Source organism: Geodermatophilus sp. URMC 60 (assembly GCF_053502585.1).
The window spans coordinates 2,646,238-2,661,360 of the sequence record NZ_CP199958.1 but is presented as its reverse complement, the minus strand read 5'-3'; the positions used below and the strand labels follow the sequence as shown (position 1 = coordinate 2,661,360).

General features: G+C 74.5%; 15 protein-coding genes. 12 read left to right on the top strand and 3 right to left on the bottom strand.

What is annotated here, in order from left to right; genetic code table 11:
• The first annotated feature begins 31 nt into the window (after positions 1-31).
• From ACWIX3_RS12730 to ACWIX3_RS12715, 4 genes are all read left to right on the top strand, one after another.
• Positions 32-1,492 (top strand): amino acid permease, encoded by a 1,461-nt coding sequence (locus ACWIX3_RS12730; RefSeq protein ID WP_448612433.1) that lies wholly within the window; start codon positions 32-34, stop codon positions 1,490-1,492.
• 25 nt (positions 1,493-1,517) lie between these two features.
• Complete coding sequence (locus tag ACWIX3_RS12725; RefSeq protein WP_448612432.1) at positions 1,518-2,309, top strand: phosphotransferase; 792 nt, start codon at positions 1,518-1,520, stop codon at positions 2,307-2,309.
• A gap of 197 nt (positions 2,310-2,506) precedes the next feature.
• Complete coding sequence (locus tag ACWIX3_RS12720) at positions 2,507-2,923, top strand: DUF6069 family protein (RefSeq protein WP_448612431.1); 417 nt, start codon at positions 2,507-2,509, stop codon at positions 2,921-2,923.
• A gap of 153 nt (positions 2,924-3,076) precedes the next feature.
• A complete protein-coding gene (locus ACWIX3_RS12715; RefSeq protein ID WP_448612430.1) occupies positions 3,077-3,577 on the top strand; it encodes a DUF2505 domain-containing protein in 501 nt (166 codons plus the stop codon).
• 9 nt (positions 3,578-3,586) lie between these two features.
• Here the strand turns inward: ACWIX3_RS12715 and ACWIX3_RS12710 are convergent, their stop codons facing one another.
• The gene (locus ACWIX3_RS12710) at positions 3,587-4,165 is read right to left on the bottom strand and encodes a universal stress protein (protein WP_448612429.1); all 579 of its coding nucleotides are present in this window, start codon (positions 4,163-4,165) and stop codon (positions 3,587-3,589) included.
• 154 nt (positions 4,166-4,319) lie between these two features.
• On the opposite strand from ACWIX3_RS12710, the gene ACWIX3_RS12705 reads away from it, so the two are divergent.
• The 3 genes from ACWIX3_RS12705 to ACWIX3_RS12695 are packed head-to-tail and all read left to right on the top strand — an operon-like array spanning position 4,320 to position 6,248.
• Positions 4,320-5,552, top strand: coding sequence for a serine/threonine-protein kinase (locus ACWIX3_RS12705; RefSeq protein WP_448612428.1), 1,233 nt, complete (start codon positions 4,320-4,322; stop codon positions 5,550-5,552).
• Positions 5,553-5,587: 35 nt separating this feature from the next.
• Complete coding sequence (locus tag ACWIX3_RS12700; protein ID WP_448612427.1) at positions 5,588-5,710, top strand: hypothetical protein; 123 nt, start codon at positions 5,588-5,590, stop codon at positions 5,708-5,710.
• A 28-nt stretch (positions 5,711-5,738) separates the two neighbouring features.
• On the top strand, positions 5,739-6,248 hold the full coding sequence (locus ACWIX3_RS12695; RefSeq protein WP_448612426.1) for a mycothiol transferase: 510 nt from the start codon (positions 5,739-5,741) through the stop codon (positions 6,246-6,248).
• A gap of 134 nt (positions 6,249-6,382) precedes the next feature.
• Here the strand turns inward: ACWIX3_RS12695 and ACWIX3_RS12690 are convergent, their stop codons facing one another.
• Entirely contained in the window at positions 6,383-7,420 is a 1,038-nt protein-coding gene (locus ACWIX3_RS12690) for an NAD-binding protein (protein WP_448612425.1), read from the bottom strand.
• A 241-nt stretch (positions 7,421-7,661) separates the two neighbouring features.
• On the opposite strand from ACWIX3_RS12690, the gene ACWIX3_RS12685 reads away from it, so the two are divergent.
• The 3 genes from ACWIX3_RS12685 (at position 7,662) to ACWIX3_RS12675 (ending at position 13,694) form a co-directional block, all read left to right on the top strand.
• Positions 7,662-9,971 (top strand): FHA domain-containing protein, encoded by a 2,310-nt coding sequence (locus ACWIX3_RS12685; protein WP_448612424.1) that lies wholly within the window; start codon positions 7,662-7,664, stop codon positions 9,969-9,971.
• 136 nt (positions 9,972-10,107) lie between these two features.
• Positions 10,108-12,234, top strand: coding sequence for a DUF6777 domain-containing protein (locus tag ACWIX3_RS12680; protein WP_448612423.1), 2,127 nt, complete (start codon positions 10,108-10,110; stop codon positions 12,232-12,234).
• Between the two features lie 272 nt (positions 12,235-12,506).
• Positions 12,507-13,694, top strand: coding sequence for an acyl-CoA dehydrogenase family protein (locus ACWIX3_RS12675; protein WP_448612422.1), 1,188 nt, complete (start codon positions 12,507-12,509; stop codon positions 13,692-13,694).
• Between the two features lie 26 nt (positions 13,695-13,720).
• On the opposite strand, the gene ACWIX3_RS12670 is transcribed toward ACWIX3_RS12675, so the two are convergent.
• Entirely contained in the window at positions 13,721-13,981 is a 261-nt protein-coding gene (locus tag ACWIX3_RS12670) for a hypothetical protein (protein WP_448612421.1), read from the bottom strand.
• A gap of 129 nt (positions 13,982-14,110) precedes the next feature.
• On the opposite strand from ACWIX3_RS12670, the gene ACWIX3_RS12665 reads away from it, so the two are divergent.
• Together ACWIX3_RS12665 and ACWIX3_RS12660 are read left to right on the top strand one after the other, a co-directional pair.
• Entirely contained in the window at positions 14,111-14,695 is a 585-nt protein-coding gene (locus ACWIX3_RS12665; protein ID WP_448612420.1) for a hemerythrin domain-containing protein, read from the top strand.
• Positions 14,696-14,758: 63 nt separating this feature from the next.
• Positions 14,759-15,067: a hypothetical protein gene (locus ACWIX3_RS12660; RefSeq protein ID WP_448612419.1), complete on the top strand. Its 309-nt coding sequence runs from the start codon at positions 14,759-14,761 to the stop codon at positions 15,065-15,067.
• Positions 15,068-15,123 lie beyond the last annotated feature (56 nt).

Here is a 15,123-nt window from a genome sequence, read left to right as displayed (position 1 = left end):
CGTCCCTGGGCCCGACCGCGAGGGGGAACGCGTGAGCACGCAGGCGAGGCACTCCATCTGGCGGCGCATGCCGATCGACCAGATGGAGGAACTGGAGGCGGAGAGCGGGGCCGGCGCGCTGGCCAAGAGCCTGGGGCTCTGGCAGCTGACCGCGATCGGCGTCGGCGGCATCATCGGCGTCGGGATCTTCTCCCTGGCCGGGCTGGTGGCGCACGGCGACGAGGACAACCCGGGCGTCGGGCCGGCCGTGGTCATCGCGTTCCTCATCGCCGGCCTGGCCTCCGCGGCCGCGGCCCTGTCCTACGCCGAGTTCGCCGGCATGATCCCGCGGGCCGGTTCCGCCTACACCTACGGGTACGTGGCCCTCGGCGAGGTCATCGGCTGGTTCATCGGCTGGGACCTGCTGCTGGAGTACATCGCCATCGTCGCGGTGGTGGCCATCGGCATCTCCGGCTACCTGGAGGCGTTCCTCGACGGCTTCGGGCTCGCCCTGCCGGTGTCGGTCACCGCGTCCGCTGAGGAGGGCGGTGTCGTCAACGTCCCGGCCGTCCTGATCTGCCTGCTCGTCACGTTCATCCTCAGCCGGGGGACCAGGACGTTCGGCCGGTTCGAGCTCGTGGCGGTGGGGATCAAGATCCTTCTGATCCTCTTCATCATCGGGCTCGGCGTCTTCTACGTCGACACCGCGAACTACGACCCGTTCCTGCCGGCCGGCTTCGGCCCGGTGCTCACCGGCGCGGCCACCGTCTTCTTCGCGGTCTTCGGCTACGACGCGATGAGCACCGCCGCCGAGGAGGCCGAGGACGGCAAGCGGCACATGCCCAAGGCGATCATCCTGTCCCTGGTCATCGCGATGCTGCTCTACGTCGCGGCCACGCTGGTGCTGACCGGGATGCAGGACTACCGGGAGATCGACCCGACCGCGGGGTTCGCCTCGGCGTTCACCAGCGTCGGCCTGCCGGTGATCGCCAGCATCATCTCGGTCTTCGCCGTGCTGTCCATCCTGACCGTGATGCTGACGTTCCTGCTCGGCGTCACCCGCGTCTGGTTCTCCATGAGCCGCGACGGGCTGCTGCCCCCCTGGTTCGCCAAGGTGGACGGGAAGGGCACCCCGCAGCGGGTGACGTGGATCGCCGGCATCGGGTCGGCCGTGCTCGCCGGCGTCTTCCCGATCCGCGCCGTCGCCGACCTGACGAACATCGGCATCCTGTCGGCGTTCGTCGTCGTGTGCGTCGCCGTCATCCTGTTCCGCTACACCCGGCCCGACGCACCCCGCTCGTTCCGCCTGCCGCTGATGCCCGTCGTCCCCGCGTTCGGGGTCTTCGCCTCGGCGTTCCTGATCTATCAGCTGCCCTGGGAGACCTGGGCGCGCTTCGGGGTCTGGCTCGCCATCGGGTTGGTCCTCTACGCCACCTACGGCCGCCGGCACTCGCTGCTGAACCCGGACAGCCCCCTCCACGCGGGCGGGGTGGCCCCCCGGCCCCGGGAGTGAGCGGAGCGGTGGGGACACCGGGCCCGTGACCGGGGCTGCTGCGGTCCGGGCCGCCCGGGCGCTCCGGACGCACGTCCCCGAGCTCGCCGACCTCCCGCTCCGAGACCTGGGCCGCGGGCTGGACAACACCGCCTTCACCGCCGGCGACCTGGTCCTCCGGGTCGCCGCCGGCTCCGACGTGCAGCGCGAGGCGTGCCTGCTGGAGTTCCTCGGTCCGCGGTTACCGCTCCCCGTCCCCGTCCCCGTGTTCGCCGACGGGGACGCCGGGGTCCTCGGCTACCGGCTGCTGCCGGGACGGCCGCTGCTCGGGCGGACGCCGCCACCGGGCACCGCGGCGGCCCTCGGCCGCTTCCTGCGGGACCTGCACGCCACCGCTCCGGACGAGGTGGGCGCGCTCGTCGACGTCGACGACGCCGACCCCGCCGAGTGGCTCGAGGACCTCGACGGACCCGCCGAGCTGCTGGGCGTGGTCCGGTCGACCGTGCCCCGCCCCTCCGCGCTGCGGGTCCTGGCGCACGCCGACCTGGGCGCCGAGCACCTCCTAGCCGACGGGACGGGTGTCACGGGCGTGATCGACTGGTCGGACTGCGCGGTGACCGACCCGGCCCTGGACTTCGCGCGGCCGTACCGCGACTTCGGCCCCGCCTTCCTCGCCGAGGCGCTGGACGCCTACGGCGCCCTGCCCGGCGCCGGCCCGCGCATCGAGTTCTTCGCGCGCTGCGCCGCCCTCGAGGACCTGGAGTACGGCCTGCGGACCGGCCGGGCGGAGTACGCCGGAGCCGCCCGGCGCAGTTTCGCGTGGCTCTTCCCCGGGTGAGCCGCCCGGTCCGCGGACCCCGCAGGAGGAGGCCGGCTGGCACGCACGTCGCGGCGTCCGGCCTGCTCCGGCTCGCCGAGCGGTGGCACCGGAGACGCCGCCGGGAAATTCCTGGCGACCGTGTCGATCCGGGCCGCGGCCGTTCGACGTCCTGGTGAGAGACCGGTACGGAGCCGGTCGTTCCCCCGGAGGACGTCATGACCGCCACGCTCACCACCACCCGCCGCGGCACCGGCTCGATCGTCGGCGCCGGCCTGGCCGCCACGGCGGTCGCCGCCCTCGCGACCAGCGCGGTCGCCGCCGGGGGCTCCACCGCCGGGATCAGCCTCGACGTGAGCGGGGCGCCGATCCCGGTGTCCGGCTTCGCCGTGCTGACCGTCGTGTTCTCCCTGGTGGGCGTGGCGCTGGCCGCCGTGCTGGCCCGCCGCGCCCGGCAGCCGCGCAGCACCTTCGTGCGCACGACCGTGGTGCTCACCGCGCTGTCGCTGGTCCCCGACCTGGTCGCCGACGCCACCACCGACACCCGGGTGCTGCTGATGGTCACCCACCTCGTCGCCGCGGCGATCGTCGTCCCGGCCGTCGCGCGTCGCCTGCCCACCGCCCGCCGGGACTGACCGACCCGCCCTGCGGTACCTCGCCTGCGGGCACACCCGGCTGACCGCCCGGACGGGTCGCACCCGGCAGGACGGCCGACCTCCGGGTCGGGCGGGGTCCGGGCGCGTCGCCGCTCGACGGGCGCGGACGCGCGAGCCGTCGCAGGATGGCGCGTGCCCATCGACCACACCGCCACGTTCCCGGCCGGTCCGGACGACGTCCTCGCCGTCCTCACCGACGAGGCCTTCCTCCGCGACTACGCGCAGGCCCTCGGCGCGCGACTCGAGTCGGTGGAGAGCACCCCGGACGGCGGCAGCCCGCGCACCGCGCTGCGGCTCGTCGTCCCCACGCTGGGCGTCCCGGCGGTGTTCACCCGCTTCGTCGGCCGCGAGGTCGCCGTCGCCGACCGGCGCAGCTGGATGCCCGACCGCGACGGTGGGCACCGCGGTGTCCTGCAGGTCGAGTCCCGCATCTTCGGCCGGACGGCGGTGGTGCGCGGCGAGCGCCGGCTCCGGCCGACCGCCGAGGGCACCCGCTCGACGGTCACCGGGGAGGCGGAGGTCGCCGCGCCGGTGGTCGGCCGCCAGGCCGAGGCCGCCGTCCGCGAGCTGGCGATGGTCGTGCTGCGCCGCGAGGACGACGTGCTGCGCCGCTGGCTGGGCTCCCCCGACTGACCGGTCCCGTCACGGGCCGCTGAAGTCTGCCGTCGCCCCCCGGAAGCGCCGCCGCCGGGCACGCACCCGCTCGCCGCCGCTGCGGCGGCGCAGGTGCAGCCGCTCGCGGTGCGACTCGGGCGAGTGGACGACGGTGACCGGACACGACGCGTGCAGGGCGCACTGCATGCTCGTCGAGCCCAGCAGCATGCTCGAGAAGCCGCCGTGACCGCGGCTGCCCACGACCAGGAGGTCCGCCCCGGCCGACTCCCGGATCAGCGCGTCGGCCGCCGAGCCCAGGACGGCCGTCACGTGGATCACCGGGTGCGGCTCCGGGATCTCGCGGAGCACCTCGGCGATGAACCTCTCGGCCCGCTCCACCGCCGCGGCCTCGGCCTGCTCGTAGTGGCGTTCGCCGATGACGTCGAAGTCCATCCACGCCTCGGGCGGCAGGTGGGAGGTGACCGCCTCGACGGGCACGCCCCGGCGGACGGCGTCCTCGATGGCGAACCGCAACGCGGCCCGCGCCCCGGCCGAACCGTCCACGCCCACCACCACCCGTGACCCGCGCGCCTGGGGTTCCTCGACGCGTGCGGCCTGCTCGGTCATGCCGGCCTCCTCGAGCCGGGCGGCCGAGAGCCCGGGTGCCCACGGGCGACCGGCACCGCCGAGCATGCGCGGCCGGCCGGCCCGCCGACAGGGCCCTCGGTCACCGCGCGCGTTCAAGGGCCCGGCGACGGCCGCCCCGGCGTACCGTCCGGCCATGACCGCGGAGCCGTCCGCCGACCGCCTGCTGGCCGGGCGTTACGCGCTGACCGATGTCCTGGGTCGCGGAGGCATGGGCGTCGTCTGGCTGGCCACCGACCTGCGGCTGGAGCGGTCCGTGGCGGTCAAGGAGGTCACCTTCGCGCTGCACCTGTCCGAGGAGGAGCGCCGGGTGCTGCGCGAGCGCACCCTGCGTGAGGCCCGCATCGCCGCCCGCCTGGACCACCCGTCCGTCACCTCGGTCTACGACGTGGTCGAGGAGGACGGGCGGCCCTGGCTGGTGATGGAGCTCGTCGAGTCCTGCAGCCTCCAGCAGGTCGTCGACGGTGAGGGCCCGCTGCCGTGGCCGGCGGTCGCCCGCATCGGACTGGACGTGCTGGCCGGGCTGACCGCCGCGCACGAGGCCGGGGTCGTGCACCGCGACGTGAAGCCGGCCAACGTGCTGATCGCCCCCGACGGGCGGGCCTGCCTCACCGACTTCGGCATCGCGACCGCCACCGGCGACCCGACGCTCACCACCACCGGCGCGATCATCGGCTCGCCCTCCTACATGGCCCCCGAGCGCGCCCACGGCGAGCGGCCGGGCCCGGCCGCGGACCTGTGGTCGCTCGGCGCGACGCTCTGGACCGCGCTGGAGGGGCGCCCGGCGTTCGCCCGCGCCGAGCCGATGTCCACCCTCATGGCCGTCGTCACCGAGGAGCCCCCACCGCCGTCCCGCGCCGGCCCGCTCGAGCCCGTGCTGCGCGGGCTGCTCGCCAAGGACCCGGCCGACCGGATGACGGCCGAGCAGGCGCGCCGGGCGCTGCACGCAGCCCTCGACGGCGCCTCCGGGACCGACTCCTGGTCGCCCGGGCCGGCCGACCACCGGCCGGCCCCCGCACCGGAGGGCGACCGGGTGGAGCGCATCGACGCCGCGGACCTCAGGGCGCTGGCAGCCGCGTCGGCGACCGCGCTCGGGGCGGTGGCCCGCGACGCCCGCGAGCAGGCGCGCCACCTGGCCGAGCGCCGGAGGGAACGGAGGCGCCGGGCGGAGACGGCGGAGGCGACCGCTCCCCCGTCGCCTGCTCCGCCGCCCCCGCCGCCCGTCGCGACCCGGCGGGGGGAGCAGCGCCCGCGGCGGCGCCGGTTCCGGCGTCGCTGGGTCGTCGTCCCGCTGGTCCTCGTGGTGCTCGTGCTGCTCGCCGTGGTGGCCGGGGTCGTCGTCCTCGCCAGGAGCCTCCTCGGCTGGTGACGCGGACCGAGGCGTCCTGGGGCAGGCTCGGGGCCATGACGACGCCACCCGCCGACACACCCCAGCCCCGCGACATCGCCCTGGAGCTCGAGACGCCCGAGCAGGCCGCTGACCTCGAGGCACAGAGCGAGCCGGAGGAGGGCCCGGACGGCGAGTGACCGGGGAGCCCGCGGGTAGCGGTCGACCATGCGCAGCCGCGACGTCCTGACCTACGCCTACGAGCAGGTCGAGGAGACGTTCACCAGCACCGTCGTCGAGGGGCTGGGCCCCGACGACCTCGCCCGCCGGGTGCAGCCGGGCGCCAACCCGATCGGCTGGCTCGCCTGGCACCTGCTGCGGGTGCAGGACGACCACATCGCCGACGTCGCCGGCACCGAGCAGGTGTGGACGGCCGACGGCTGGGCCGGGCGCTTCGGCCTGCCCGTGGACGACGCGGCGACCGGCTACGGGATGGGCGAGGAGGAGGTCGACGCCGTCCGCGTGCCGTCGGCCGACCTCCTGATCGGCTATGCCCGCGCCGTGCACGCGCGGACGGCGGAGTTCCTGCGGGGCCTGTCCGACGAGGACCTCGACCGGGTCGTCGACACGAACTGGGACCCGCCGGTCACCCTCGGCGTCCGGCTGGTCAGCGTGCTCTCCGACGACCTGCAGCACCTGGGGCAGGCGGCCTACGTGCGCGGTCTGCTGGGCACCTGACGCCGTTCCCCGCCGGCCCCGTCCCGGGCAGGGCCCGTCCAGAGGCTCGCCGCGACCCCGTCCCGGGCCCCGTCCCGAGCTCGCGAGGGGTGGGGAGGACGGGGTCCTCCCACGGTGGGGGACGGGGTCCTCCTTCAGCGGCCACCGTGCAGGCGGGCGGTCTCGATGCGCTGCCCGGCGACGTAGTAGAGGGTCGCGCCCTCGGACACCGGCGTGTCCCAGCCGGGGCTGACCACGAGCGGCCCGCCGTCGGTGCGCAGCGCCAGCACCGTGGCGCCGAAGGTGCGGCCGAACCAGGTCTGGCACTCGCCGAACGTGCGGTGCGGGAAGCCGGCCGGGACGGGGGTCGAGTACGTGTTGCCGTGCCCGCCGCTGGTCATCAGGTCGCTGTAGACCTGCGCGATGCCGGGGTCGTTGGCCTCCTCGGTCAGGAGGAAGGGCATGTGCCACTGCACCGCCTGGACGTCGGGGTGCACGTAGCGCAGGGTGCTCAGCCGGCCGAGGTCGCGCACTGCGACCACCAGGTGGACCCGCGGGTTGGCGTGGGCGACGGCCAGTGCGACGGCCAGGGCCTCGTTGTCGTCGCGGACGTCGACGACCGCCGTCCGGGCGCGGGCCACGCAGGCGCGCGCCATGACGTCCTCGGAGGTCAGGTCGCCGCGGACGAAGTGCACGTCCAGCCGCTCGGGCAGCGGGTCCTCGGCTACGTCGTCGTCCCACGTGCACAGCACCACGGGCCCGCGGTCCTCGGCGCTCAGCTCGGCGACGATGCGTGACGTCCGCCCCGGCGTGTAGCCGAGGAGGACGACGTGGTCGGCGAGGTCCAGCTCGACCAGCCCCCTCAGTCTCTTGCCCCTCACCGACTGCAGCGCGGCCGACAGCTGCGTGAAGAGCAGGGTGAGCGTGACGATGCCGCCGACGATGACGTACGCGCCGACGACGCGGCCGCCGATCGAGGCCGGGTAGACGTCGCCGTAGCCCACGGTGGCCGAGGTGACGACGAAGTACCACCAGTAGGTGCCCGGCGAGGCGATGCCGGTCCCGGCCGGCTCGACCAGGGCCATGGCCGCCCAGCTGGTCAGGAAGACCCCGACCGCGACGGTCAGCGGCAGCCGCCACCCGGGCAGCTTCACGCGCAGCAGGCGCGCCAGGCGCGCGAGCAGGAACGGCACCTGGGACCTCCCGTCGACGACGCGGGGGAACGTAGCGGATGTCGATCACGAATCGGTGGCGGAGCGGAGGAGGGCCGCCGGTCGGCGGGTCGCTCCCCGCGCCGCGGGCGGGATGTCGATGGCCCGTCCGGTCCGTGGCGAGGCCGACGACCTTGCGCTCCCGGTCGGCCGGGGAGTCTCATCGGTCTGCTCGGGCAGTGCGACCGCACAGCCACCGCGTGGCCCCAGCACGGGAGTCGAGATGGACCGGGAGACGGTCGTCCGCGACTGGCCGGTGTCCCTGGAGGTCCGCCTGGGGGAACAGCGCTGGGTCGTCCCGGTGGAGGAGTCGCTCACGATCGGTCGCGACGACTCGTCCTCGATCCCCGTGGACGACGCCCAGGTGTCCCGGCACCACGCCACGGTCGGCGCCACGGCCGAGGGATGGCTCCTCGTCGACCACAGCCGCAACGGGACCTTCCTGGACGGTCGTCGGACGCCACAGGTGTTGATCACCACCCCGACCGCCGTGGCGCTGGGCCACCCGGTCGACGGGATCGTGCTCACCCTGGCCCCGGTCCGGGGCGGCGCGGGGCCGGGGTCCGCAGCACCCACCCACGCCCCGAGGACCGGGGTGCACGACATCGCCGGCTCCCGGATCACCGTCGGGCGGCTCCCCGAGAACGACGTCGTCATCGACGACCTCCTCGTCTCCCGGCACCACGCCGTCCTCGAGTGCGCCGGCGGGAGGTGGCGCATCCGCGACGCAGGCAGCGCCAACGGCACGTACCTGAACGGGCAGCGGGTCGCCGGGGCCGAGGCGGTCGAGGTGGTCGAGGGCGACCTGATCGGCATCGGGCACGCACTCCTCCAGCTGTCCGGAGAGCGGTTGGTGGCGTACCAGGACGAGGGGGACGTCGACATCGAGGCGGCGGACCTGGTCGTGACCCGCGACGGACGCCGCCTGCTCGACGGCCTCGCCCTGCGGGTCGCCGGGCGCAGCCTCCTGGCGATCCTCGGACCCAGCGGCTCGGGCAAGTCGACCCTGCTCGGCGCCCTCACCGGGACCCGACCGGCCGACGCGGGCGTGGTGCGGTACAGCGGACGGGACCTGTACGCGGACTACGACGAGGTGCGGCACCGCATCGGACTCGTCCCTCAGGACGACATCCTCCACCCGCAGCTGAGCGTGCTGCGCGCCCTGTCCCACGCTGCCCGCCTGCGGTTCCCCCCGGACGTGACGCGGGAGGACCGCACCAGGCGCATCGGGGAGGTGCTGGAGGAGCTCGGGCTCACCGAGAAGGCGCACCAGCGGATCGAGAAGCTCTCCGGTGGTCAGCGCAAGCGGACGAGTGTGGCGCTGGAGCTCCTCACCCGGCCCTCCCTGCTGTTCCTCGACGAGCCCACGTCGGGACTCGACCCGGGGCTGGACAAGCAGGTGATGCAGACGTTGCGAGGGCTGGCGGACACGGGGCGGACCGTCGTCGTCGTCACCCACAGCGTCCTCAACCTGGAGATCTGCGACCACCTCGTCGTCCTCGCGCCCGGCGGTCGGATGGCCTACGACGGTCCACCGGACGGGGTGTTGGAGTACTTCGGGGTGACGGACTTCGCCGAGGTGTTCCTGCTGCTGGAGCGCGAGACATCGGTCGACTGGCACGACCGGCTGCGGCGCTCGGGCCCCGACCACCGGCTCTCCGGCCGGCTACCGGATCGGCTCCCCACCGGGACCGTCCCCCCGCCGAGGGGCTCGGCGCTCCTCCAGTACCGCGTGCTGTCCCGACGCACGCTCGACGTCCTGCTGGCCGACCGTACGTACCTGGCGTTCCTCGGCCTCCTGCCGGTGTTGCTGAGCGGCCTGGCCCACACCATGACCGCCCCCCGAGGGCTCTCCGTCGCGGGGGCCAATCCGGTGCAGGCCCGTCAACTCCTGCTCGTGCTGATCCTGGGGGGCGCCCTGATGGGCACGGCCAGCTCGGTCCGGGAGCTGGTCAAGGAGCGCGCCATCTACCACCGCGAGCGAGCGATCGGGCTGTCGCGTGCGGCGTACGTGGCGGCCAAGGTGACCGTGCTCGCAGCGGTGACGACCGTCCAGGCTGCGGCGTTCGCGGCGCTCGCGATGGTGGGCAGGCCCGGTCCGGACGGCGCGGTGCTGCTCCCCTGGGGCCGGCTGGAGGTCGCGCTCGCGGTCGTGGCGGTCACCGTCGCCTCCATGGTGGTCGGACTGGTCATCTCCGCGCTGATCAGCAACGCGGACCGCGGCATGCCCCTGCTCGTGGTCGTGGTCATGGTCCAGTTCATCCTGTCCGGCGGGCTGTTCGGCCTCGCAGGACGGACGGGGCTCGAGCAGCTCTCCTGGGCCGTCCCCTCGCGGTGGGCCTACGCCATGGGCGCGGTCACGATGGACCTGCGTGTGACCCAGCCGTCGACGGACGATCCGCTGTGGCGGCACACCGCCACGACCTGGCTCGCGGACGCTCTCGTCCTGGGCGGCATGGTCCTCCTGCTGGTCGTCCTGGTGGGCACGGTGCTGCGGCGCCACGAGCCACGTCGGCGCCGGCACAGGCACTGAGCAGCCGGAGCGCGGTTCCGTCCCGGAGGGACGGCCGGGTCGGCCGACCCTGGACACGGTCCAGACGGCCGAGCCAGACTGGCCGCCCCCGCGGACCAGCGGGTCAGCCAGCGCCTCCGACCCCTGGACGGCGATCATGGTCGTGGAGCCCTTCGGCCCCTACGAACTCCAGGAACTCCTCGGCCGCGGGGGCATGGGTGAGGTCCACCGCGCATACGACACGGTGCGCGAACGGATGGTCGCTCTCAAGCGGCTGCGCCCGGAGTTCGTCGCTGACGAGCGGTTGCGCGCGCGGTTCCTGGCGGAGTGCCGACGAGCCGCGCAGCTCACCGAGGCGCACGTGATCCCGATCCACGACTTCGGCGAGATCGAGGGCCGGCTCTACCTCGACATGCGGCTGGTCAACGGCAGGGACCTCGGGGAGGTGCTCGCCGCTCGAGGGCCGATGACACCCGTCCGCGCCGTCGCCGTCATCGGCCAGGTGGCGGCCGCGCTCGATGCCGCTCACGCGGCCGGCCTCGTGCACCGGGACGTGAAGCCGTCCAACGTCCTGCTCGGCGACGACGGCCACGGACTGCACTGCTACCTGGCGGACTTCGGGGTGGCCGCCGCCATGGGCGGCAGCGGACCGCACACCACGACCGGGACGACGGTCGGGACCATCGACTACATCGCGCCCGAGCGGCTCCTCGGCGGCCCCACCGACCACCGGGTCGACGTCTACTCGCTGGCGTGCCTGGTGCACGAGACCCTCACGGGGCTCCCGCCGTTCCAGACCGGCGAGATCGCCGCGTTGATGTATGCCCATCTGAGCCGGGAGCCACCGAGGGCGTCGGAGCGGGAGCCGACCGTCCCGGCGGACCTCGACGAGGTCGTGGCACGCGGCATGGCCAAGGACCCGAACCGGCGGTACCAGAGCGCCGGTGAACTGGCCGCCGCCGCTGCCGCAGCCCTGCGTGGTCCCGGGACCACCTCCTCGGCCGCCGCGGTGACGGTGTCGGTGGACCTGCCCCAGCCGGCGCCCGCCATGGCGATCACCGGCGCGTCGGTCAGGAGGCCCGAGTCGGGTCGTCGGTCGCGACGCCTGGTGTCGCGGGTGCTCGTCGTCGCCCTCATGGTCCTCGCGGCAGGAGCTGTCGCGGTGGGCGTCAACCTGTTGCAGTCCGTCGAGGCGGTGCGGGTCGAGGCGGTGCGGGTCGAGGCCGAGCCCGCGACCTCCACCGGCGAGGACCCGTTCGTGGCACCGGACGCGGACGCGGCACCCGGGTCCCCGGGGGCCCCCACCTCCGTGGCGGCCGGCAGCAGCCCCGGAGGCGGAACGGCTCGGCCGCCGGCCAGCGTGCCCGTGCCCGGGGACACGGTGGGCCTGTACGGCGGCACGGGCGCCGAAGCCTGCGACTCCGACGAGCTGGCGACCCACCTCGAGGCGCACCCGGCCAAGGCGATGACCTGGGCCGGCGCACAGGGCATCCAGCGCGAGGACATCCGATCGTTCCTGGTGTCACTCACCCCGGTCGTGCTCCGCGCCGACACGGCCGTCACCAACCACGGGCACCGCGACGGCCGGGCGAGTGCATTCCAATCCGTCCTGCAAGCCGGAACCGCGGTGCTGGTCGACGATCGCGGCGTTCCTCGGGTGCGGTGTTCCTGCGGTAACCCGCTCGACGATCCCGCGCCGCGGAACCGGGCGCGCTACGAGGGACAGACGTGGCCGGAGCTCGAGAGCTGGCCCGTGACCGTGGTCCGGCCGGCTCCCGCCGTCGTGGAGGACTTCGTCATCGTCCGAGAGACGCAGGACGCCACCGTGGCCGTCCAGCGGCCGCAGGGCAGTCGCGGCGACGAGGACGGCCCGACCGATCCGGAGACGGCCCGGGTGGCCCTCGACTTCTCCCGCGAGGCCGCGGCCGAACAGGACTCCCGCGCACCGACGTCGGGAAGCGCGACGGGGACCGGCTCCCCCGCGTCGGCCACGCCCACGACCACCGGCCCGGACGACGGGCCCCCGATCGATCAGCGCACGACCTCCGCCGGCTCCAGCCCCGAGGGGACGCCCTCCGCCAGCACCACCCCCGACCCGGGTACGACTCCCGCTGCCGGCAGCACGCCCGCCGCCGGCACCACCCCCGCCGCCGGCACCACCCCGGCCGGCACCACCCCCGCCGCCGGCACCACCCCGGCCGGCACCACCCCCGCCGCCGGCACCACCCCGGCCGGCACGGCCTCCGCCGTCACGGTCCCCGAGGAGTCGGCGCCGCCGGGGTAGCCCCGAGCTCCGGGCGTCGTGCGGGTCGGCCGGTGCGCCGCGGAGGAGCGGGCGTGGGAGTGGTCGGGCGCTGCGCCCGGTGCAGCTGCACGACACCGCCCTGGCCCCGCTGGAGCCCTGGTGGTCCCCCACGGACCGTGCCCCTGCGGCTGCGGACGCGAGGGTTCCACCGACTGCAGGAGAAGCCGCCCGTCACCGCCGGGAGTCATCGCGCGCGGGAACGGGGAGCGAGCGCCGGGCGGCGGACCGGATCGGGTCGTAGCGTCGGTCGCATGAGCGAGCTGACCCCGGACTTCTACGACCTGGAGGAACTCCTCGAGCCGGAGGAGATCGAAATCCGCGACCGCGTGCGCGCCTTCTGCGAGAAGGAGGTCATCCCCCGGATCAACGACTACTGGGAGCGCGCCGAGTTCCCCTTCGAGTTGGTGCCCAAGCTCGCCGAGATCGGCATCGCCGGCGGCACCATCGAGGGCTACGGCTGCCCCGGGATGAGCAACGTCGCCGCCGGTCTGGTCGCCGCCGAGCTGGCCCGTGCCGACGGCAGCATCGGCACGTTCAACGGCGTGCACAGCTTCCTGGCGATGCAGTCGATCGCGATGCTCGGCGACGAGGAGCAGCGCGAGCGCTGGCTGCCCGCGATGGCGCGCCTGGAGGAGGTCGGCGCCTTCGGCCTCACCGAGCCCGCGCACGGCTCGGACGCCGTCGGCCTGGAGACCTCCGCCCGCCGCGACGGCGACGCCTACGTGCTCAACGGGCAGAAGAAGTGGATCGGTAACGGCACCATCGCCGACCACGTGATCATCTGGGCGCGCGGCGAGGACGGCGCGGTCGGCGGCTACGTCGTCGACAAGGGGACGCCGGGCTACGAGGCACGCGTGATGACCGGCAAGACCGCGCTGCGCGCGGTCTGGCAGGCCGAGATCACGCTGCACGACGTCCGGGTGCCCGCGGAGAACAAGCTGGCCAACTGCCACAGCTTCAAGGACGTCTCACAGGTCCTCGACCGCACCCGCTACACCGTCGCCTGGCGGGCACTCGGGCTGGCCACCGCCTCCTACGAGCTGGCGCTGGCGCACGCGCTGCGGCGGAAGCAGTTCGGCCAGCCGATCGCCGGCTACCAGCTGGTGCAGGACAAGCTGGCGCGGATGCTCGCCGAGATCACCGCGATGCAGCTGATGTGCTGGCGGCTGTCGAAGCTCGCCGACGCCGGCCGGATGACCGCGGCGATGGCCTCACTGGCCAAGATGAACCACGCCGCCAAGGCCCGGGCCATCGTCGCCGACGCCCGAGACATCCTCGGCGGCGACGGGATCCTCATCGACCACCACGTGGCCCGCCACCACGCCGACATGGAGGCCGTCTTCACGTTCGAGGGCACCGACTCGGTGCAGGCGCTCATCGTGGGCCGGGAGATCACCGGCCTCTCGGCGATCAGCGGACGGCGATCCGAGCCCCGGTGACCGGGACGGGGGTGGTGCCGGCCCGCTCAGCCGACCCGGCTGAGCGGCCGCGCCACCGACGTCAGTTCACGGCACGCCGGGCACGCCGTCCGGCCGGTACCGACGCGGTTCCAGTCCTGCGAACCCCACACCTGCACGATCGCCCCGCAGGCGGCCAGCTCCACCTCGCCGTCCAGCTCGGTCGGCGGCCGGTGGGCCTCGACGGCGTGCCAGGGTCTGCTCTCTTCGGTGGGCCGCTCCCGGGACCAGCGGTCCGGGCGGGCGAACCCGACGGCGTAGGACTCCACAACCCTGTTGTGCCCCGCCTCACACTGTGGAAACCCACGTCCCCCGTACCCGACGGGCGACGCACGAGGGTGCGCACGCGTCCGCCGCAGGGCACTCTGCAAGAGTCCCCCGCACCCCAGGAGCCAGCCGTGACCCAGACCGACAGCCAGCGCGACGTGGTGGACCTGCTCAGCGCCGACCACCGCGAGTTCGACCGCATCTTCACCGAGCTCGAGGGCCTGTTCGGGCAGAGCGACCCCGACGTCCTGCGCCGCAAGCGCGAACTGGTCGACGAGGTGACCATCGGCCTCGTCAAGCACTCCGTCGCCGAGGAGACCCGCGTCTACCCGAAGGTCGAGCAGCAGGTCGACCGCGAGGAGGCCGAGAACTCCAAGCACGAGCACGCCGAGGCCGAGGAGACCATGAAGCGGCTCGAGCGGATGGACCCCGGCGACCCGCAGTTCGACACCGAGGTGGCCACGCTGATCCGCGAGATCCGGCACCACGTCGAGCACGAGGAGGGCCGGATGTTCACCGAGCTGCGGGCGGCGTTCACCCGCGAGCAGCTGGTGGAGATGGCGCAGGACGTGGAGCGGGTCAAGGCCATGGCGCCCACCCGGCCGCACCCGATGACACCGAACGAGGGCGCCGTCCGCGCGGTGGCCGGGCCGCTCGCCAGCCTCATCGACCACCTGCGCGACGCCGTCAGCGGCCGCGGGAAGCACACCGGCTGACGGCCACCGTCGGCTTCTCCCGCGCGCTACCGTCGAGGTGCCGCGATCGGGAGGAGCACGTCGGTGGAACCTGTCACCCTGCTGGTCGGTGCGGCGCTGCTCGCGGCCGGGTTCCTCGGCGGCCGGCTCAGCCGCCGTCGGCCCACTCCCCCGTCGGCGCCGCCCGCGCCGCTGTGCGGGTGCGGCCACACGCTCAGCCAGCACGACACCGAGACCAACACCTGCTACGCCGAGCTGCGGCGCGACACCTACGACAAGCGGGGCCGCTGGTCGGGTCACCAGTGGGTGCCGTGCACCTGCCGCCAGTACGTCGGCCCGCGCCCGATCGACGAGGTGTTCATGCCGCGGCTGCTGCCGCCGTCCACGGACTGACCCGGCCGTCGCCCTCCCGGGCGGCCGGCGCACGCGTCAGCTCGCCGACCCCGCGA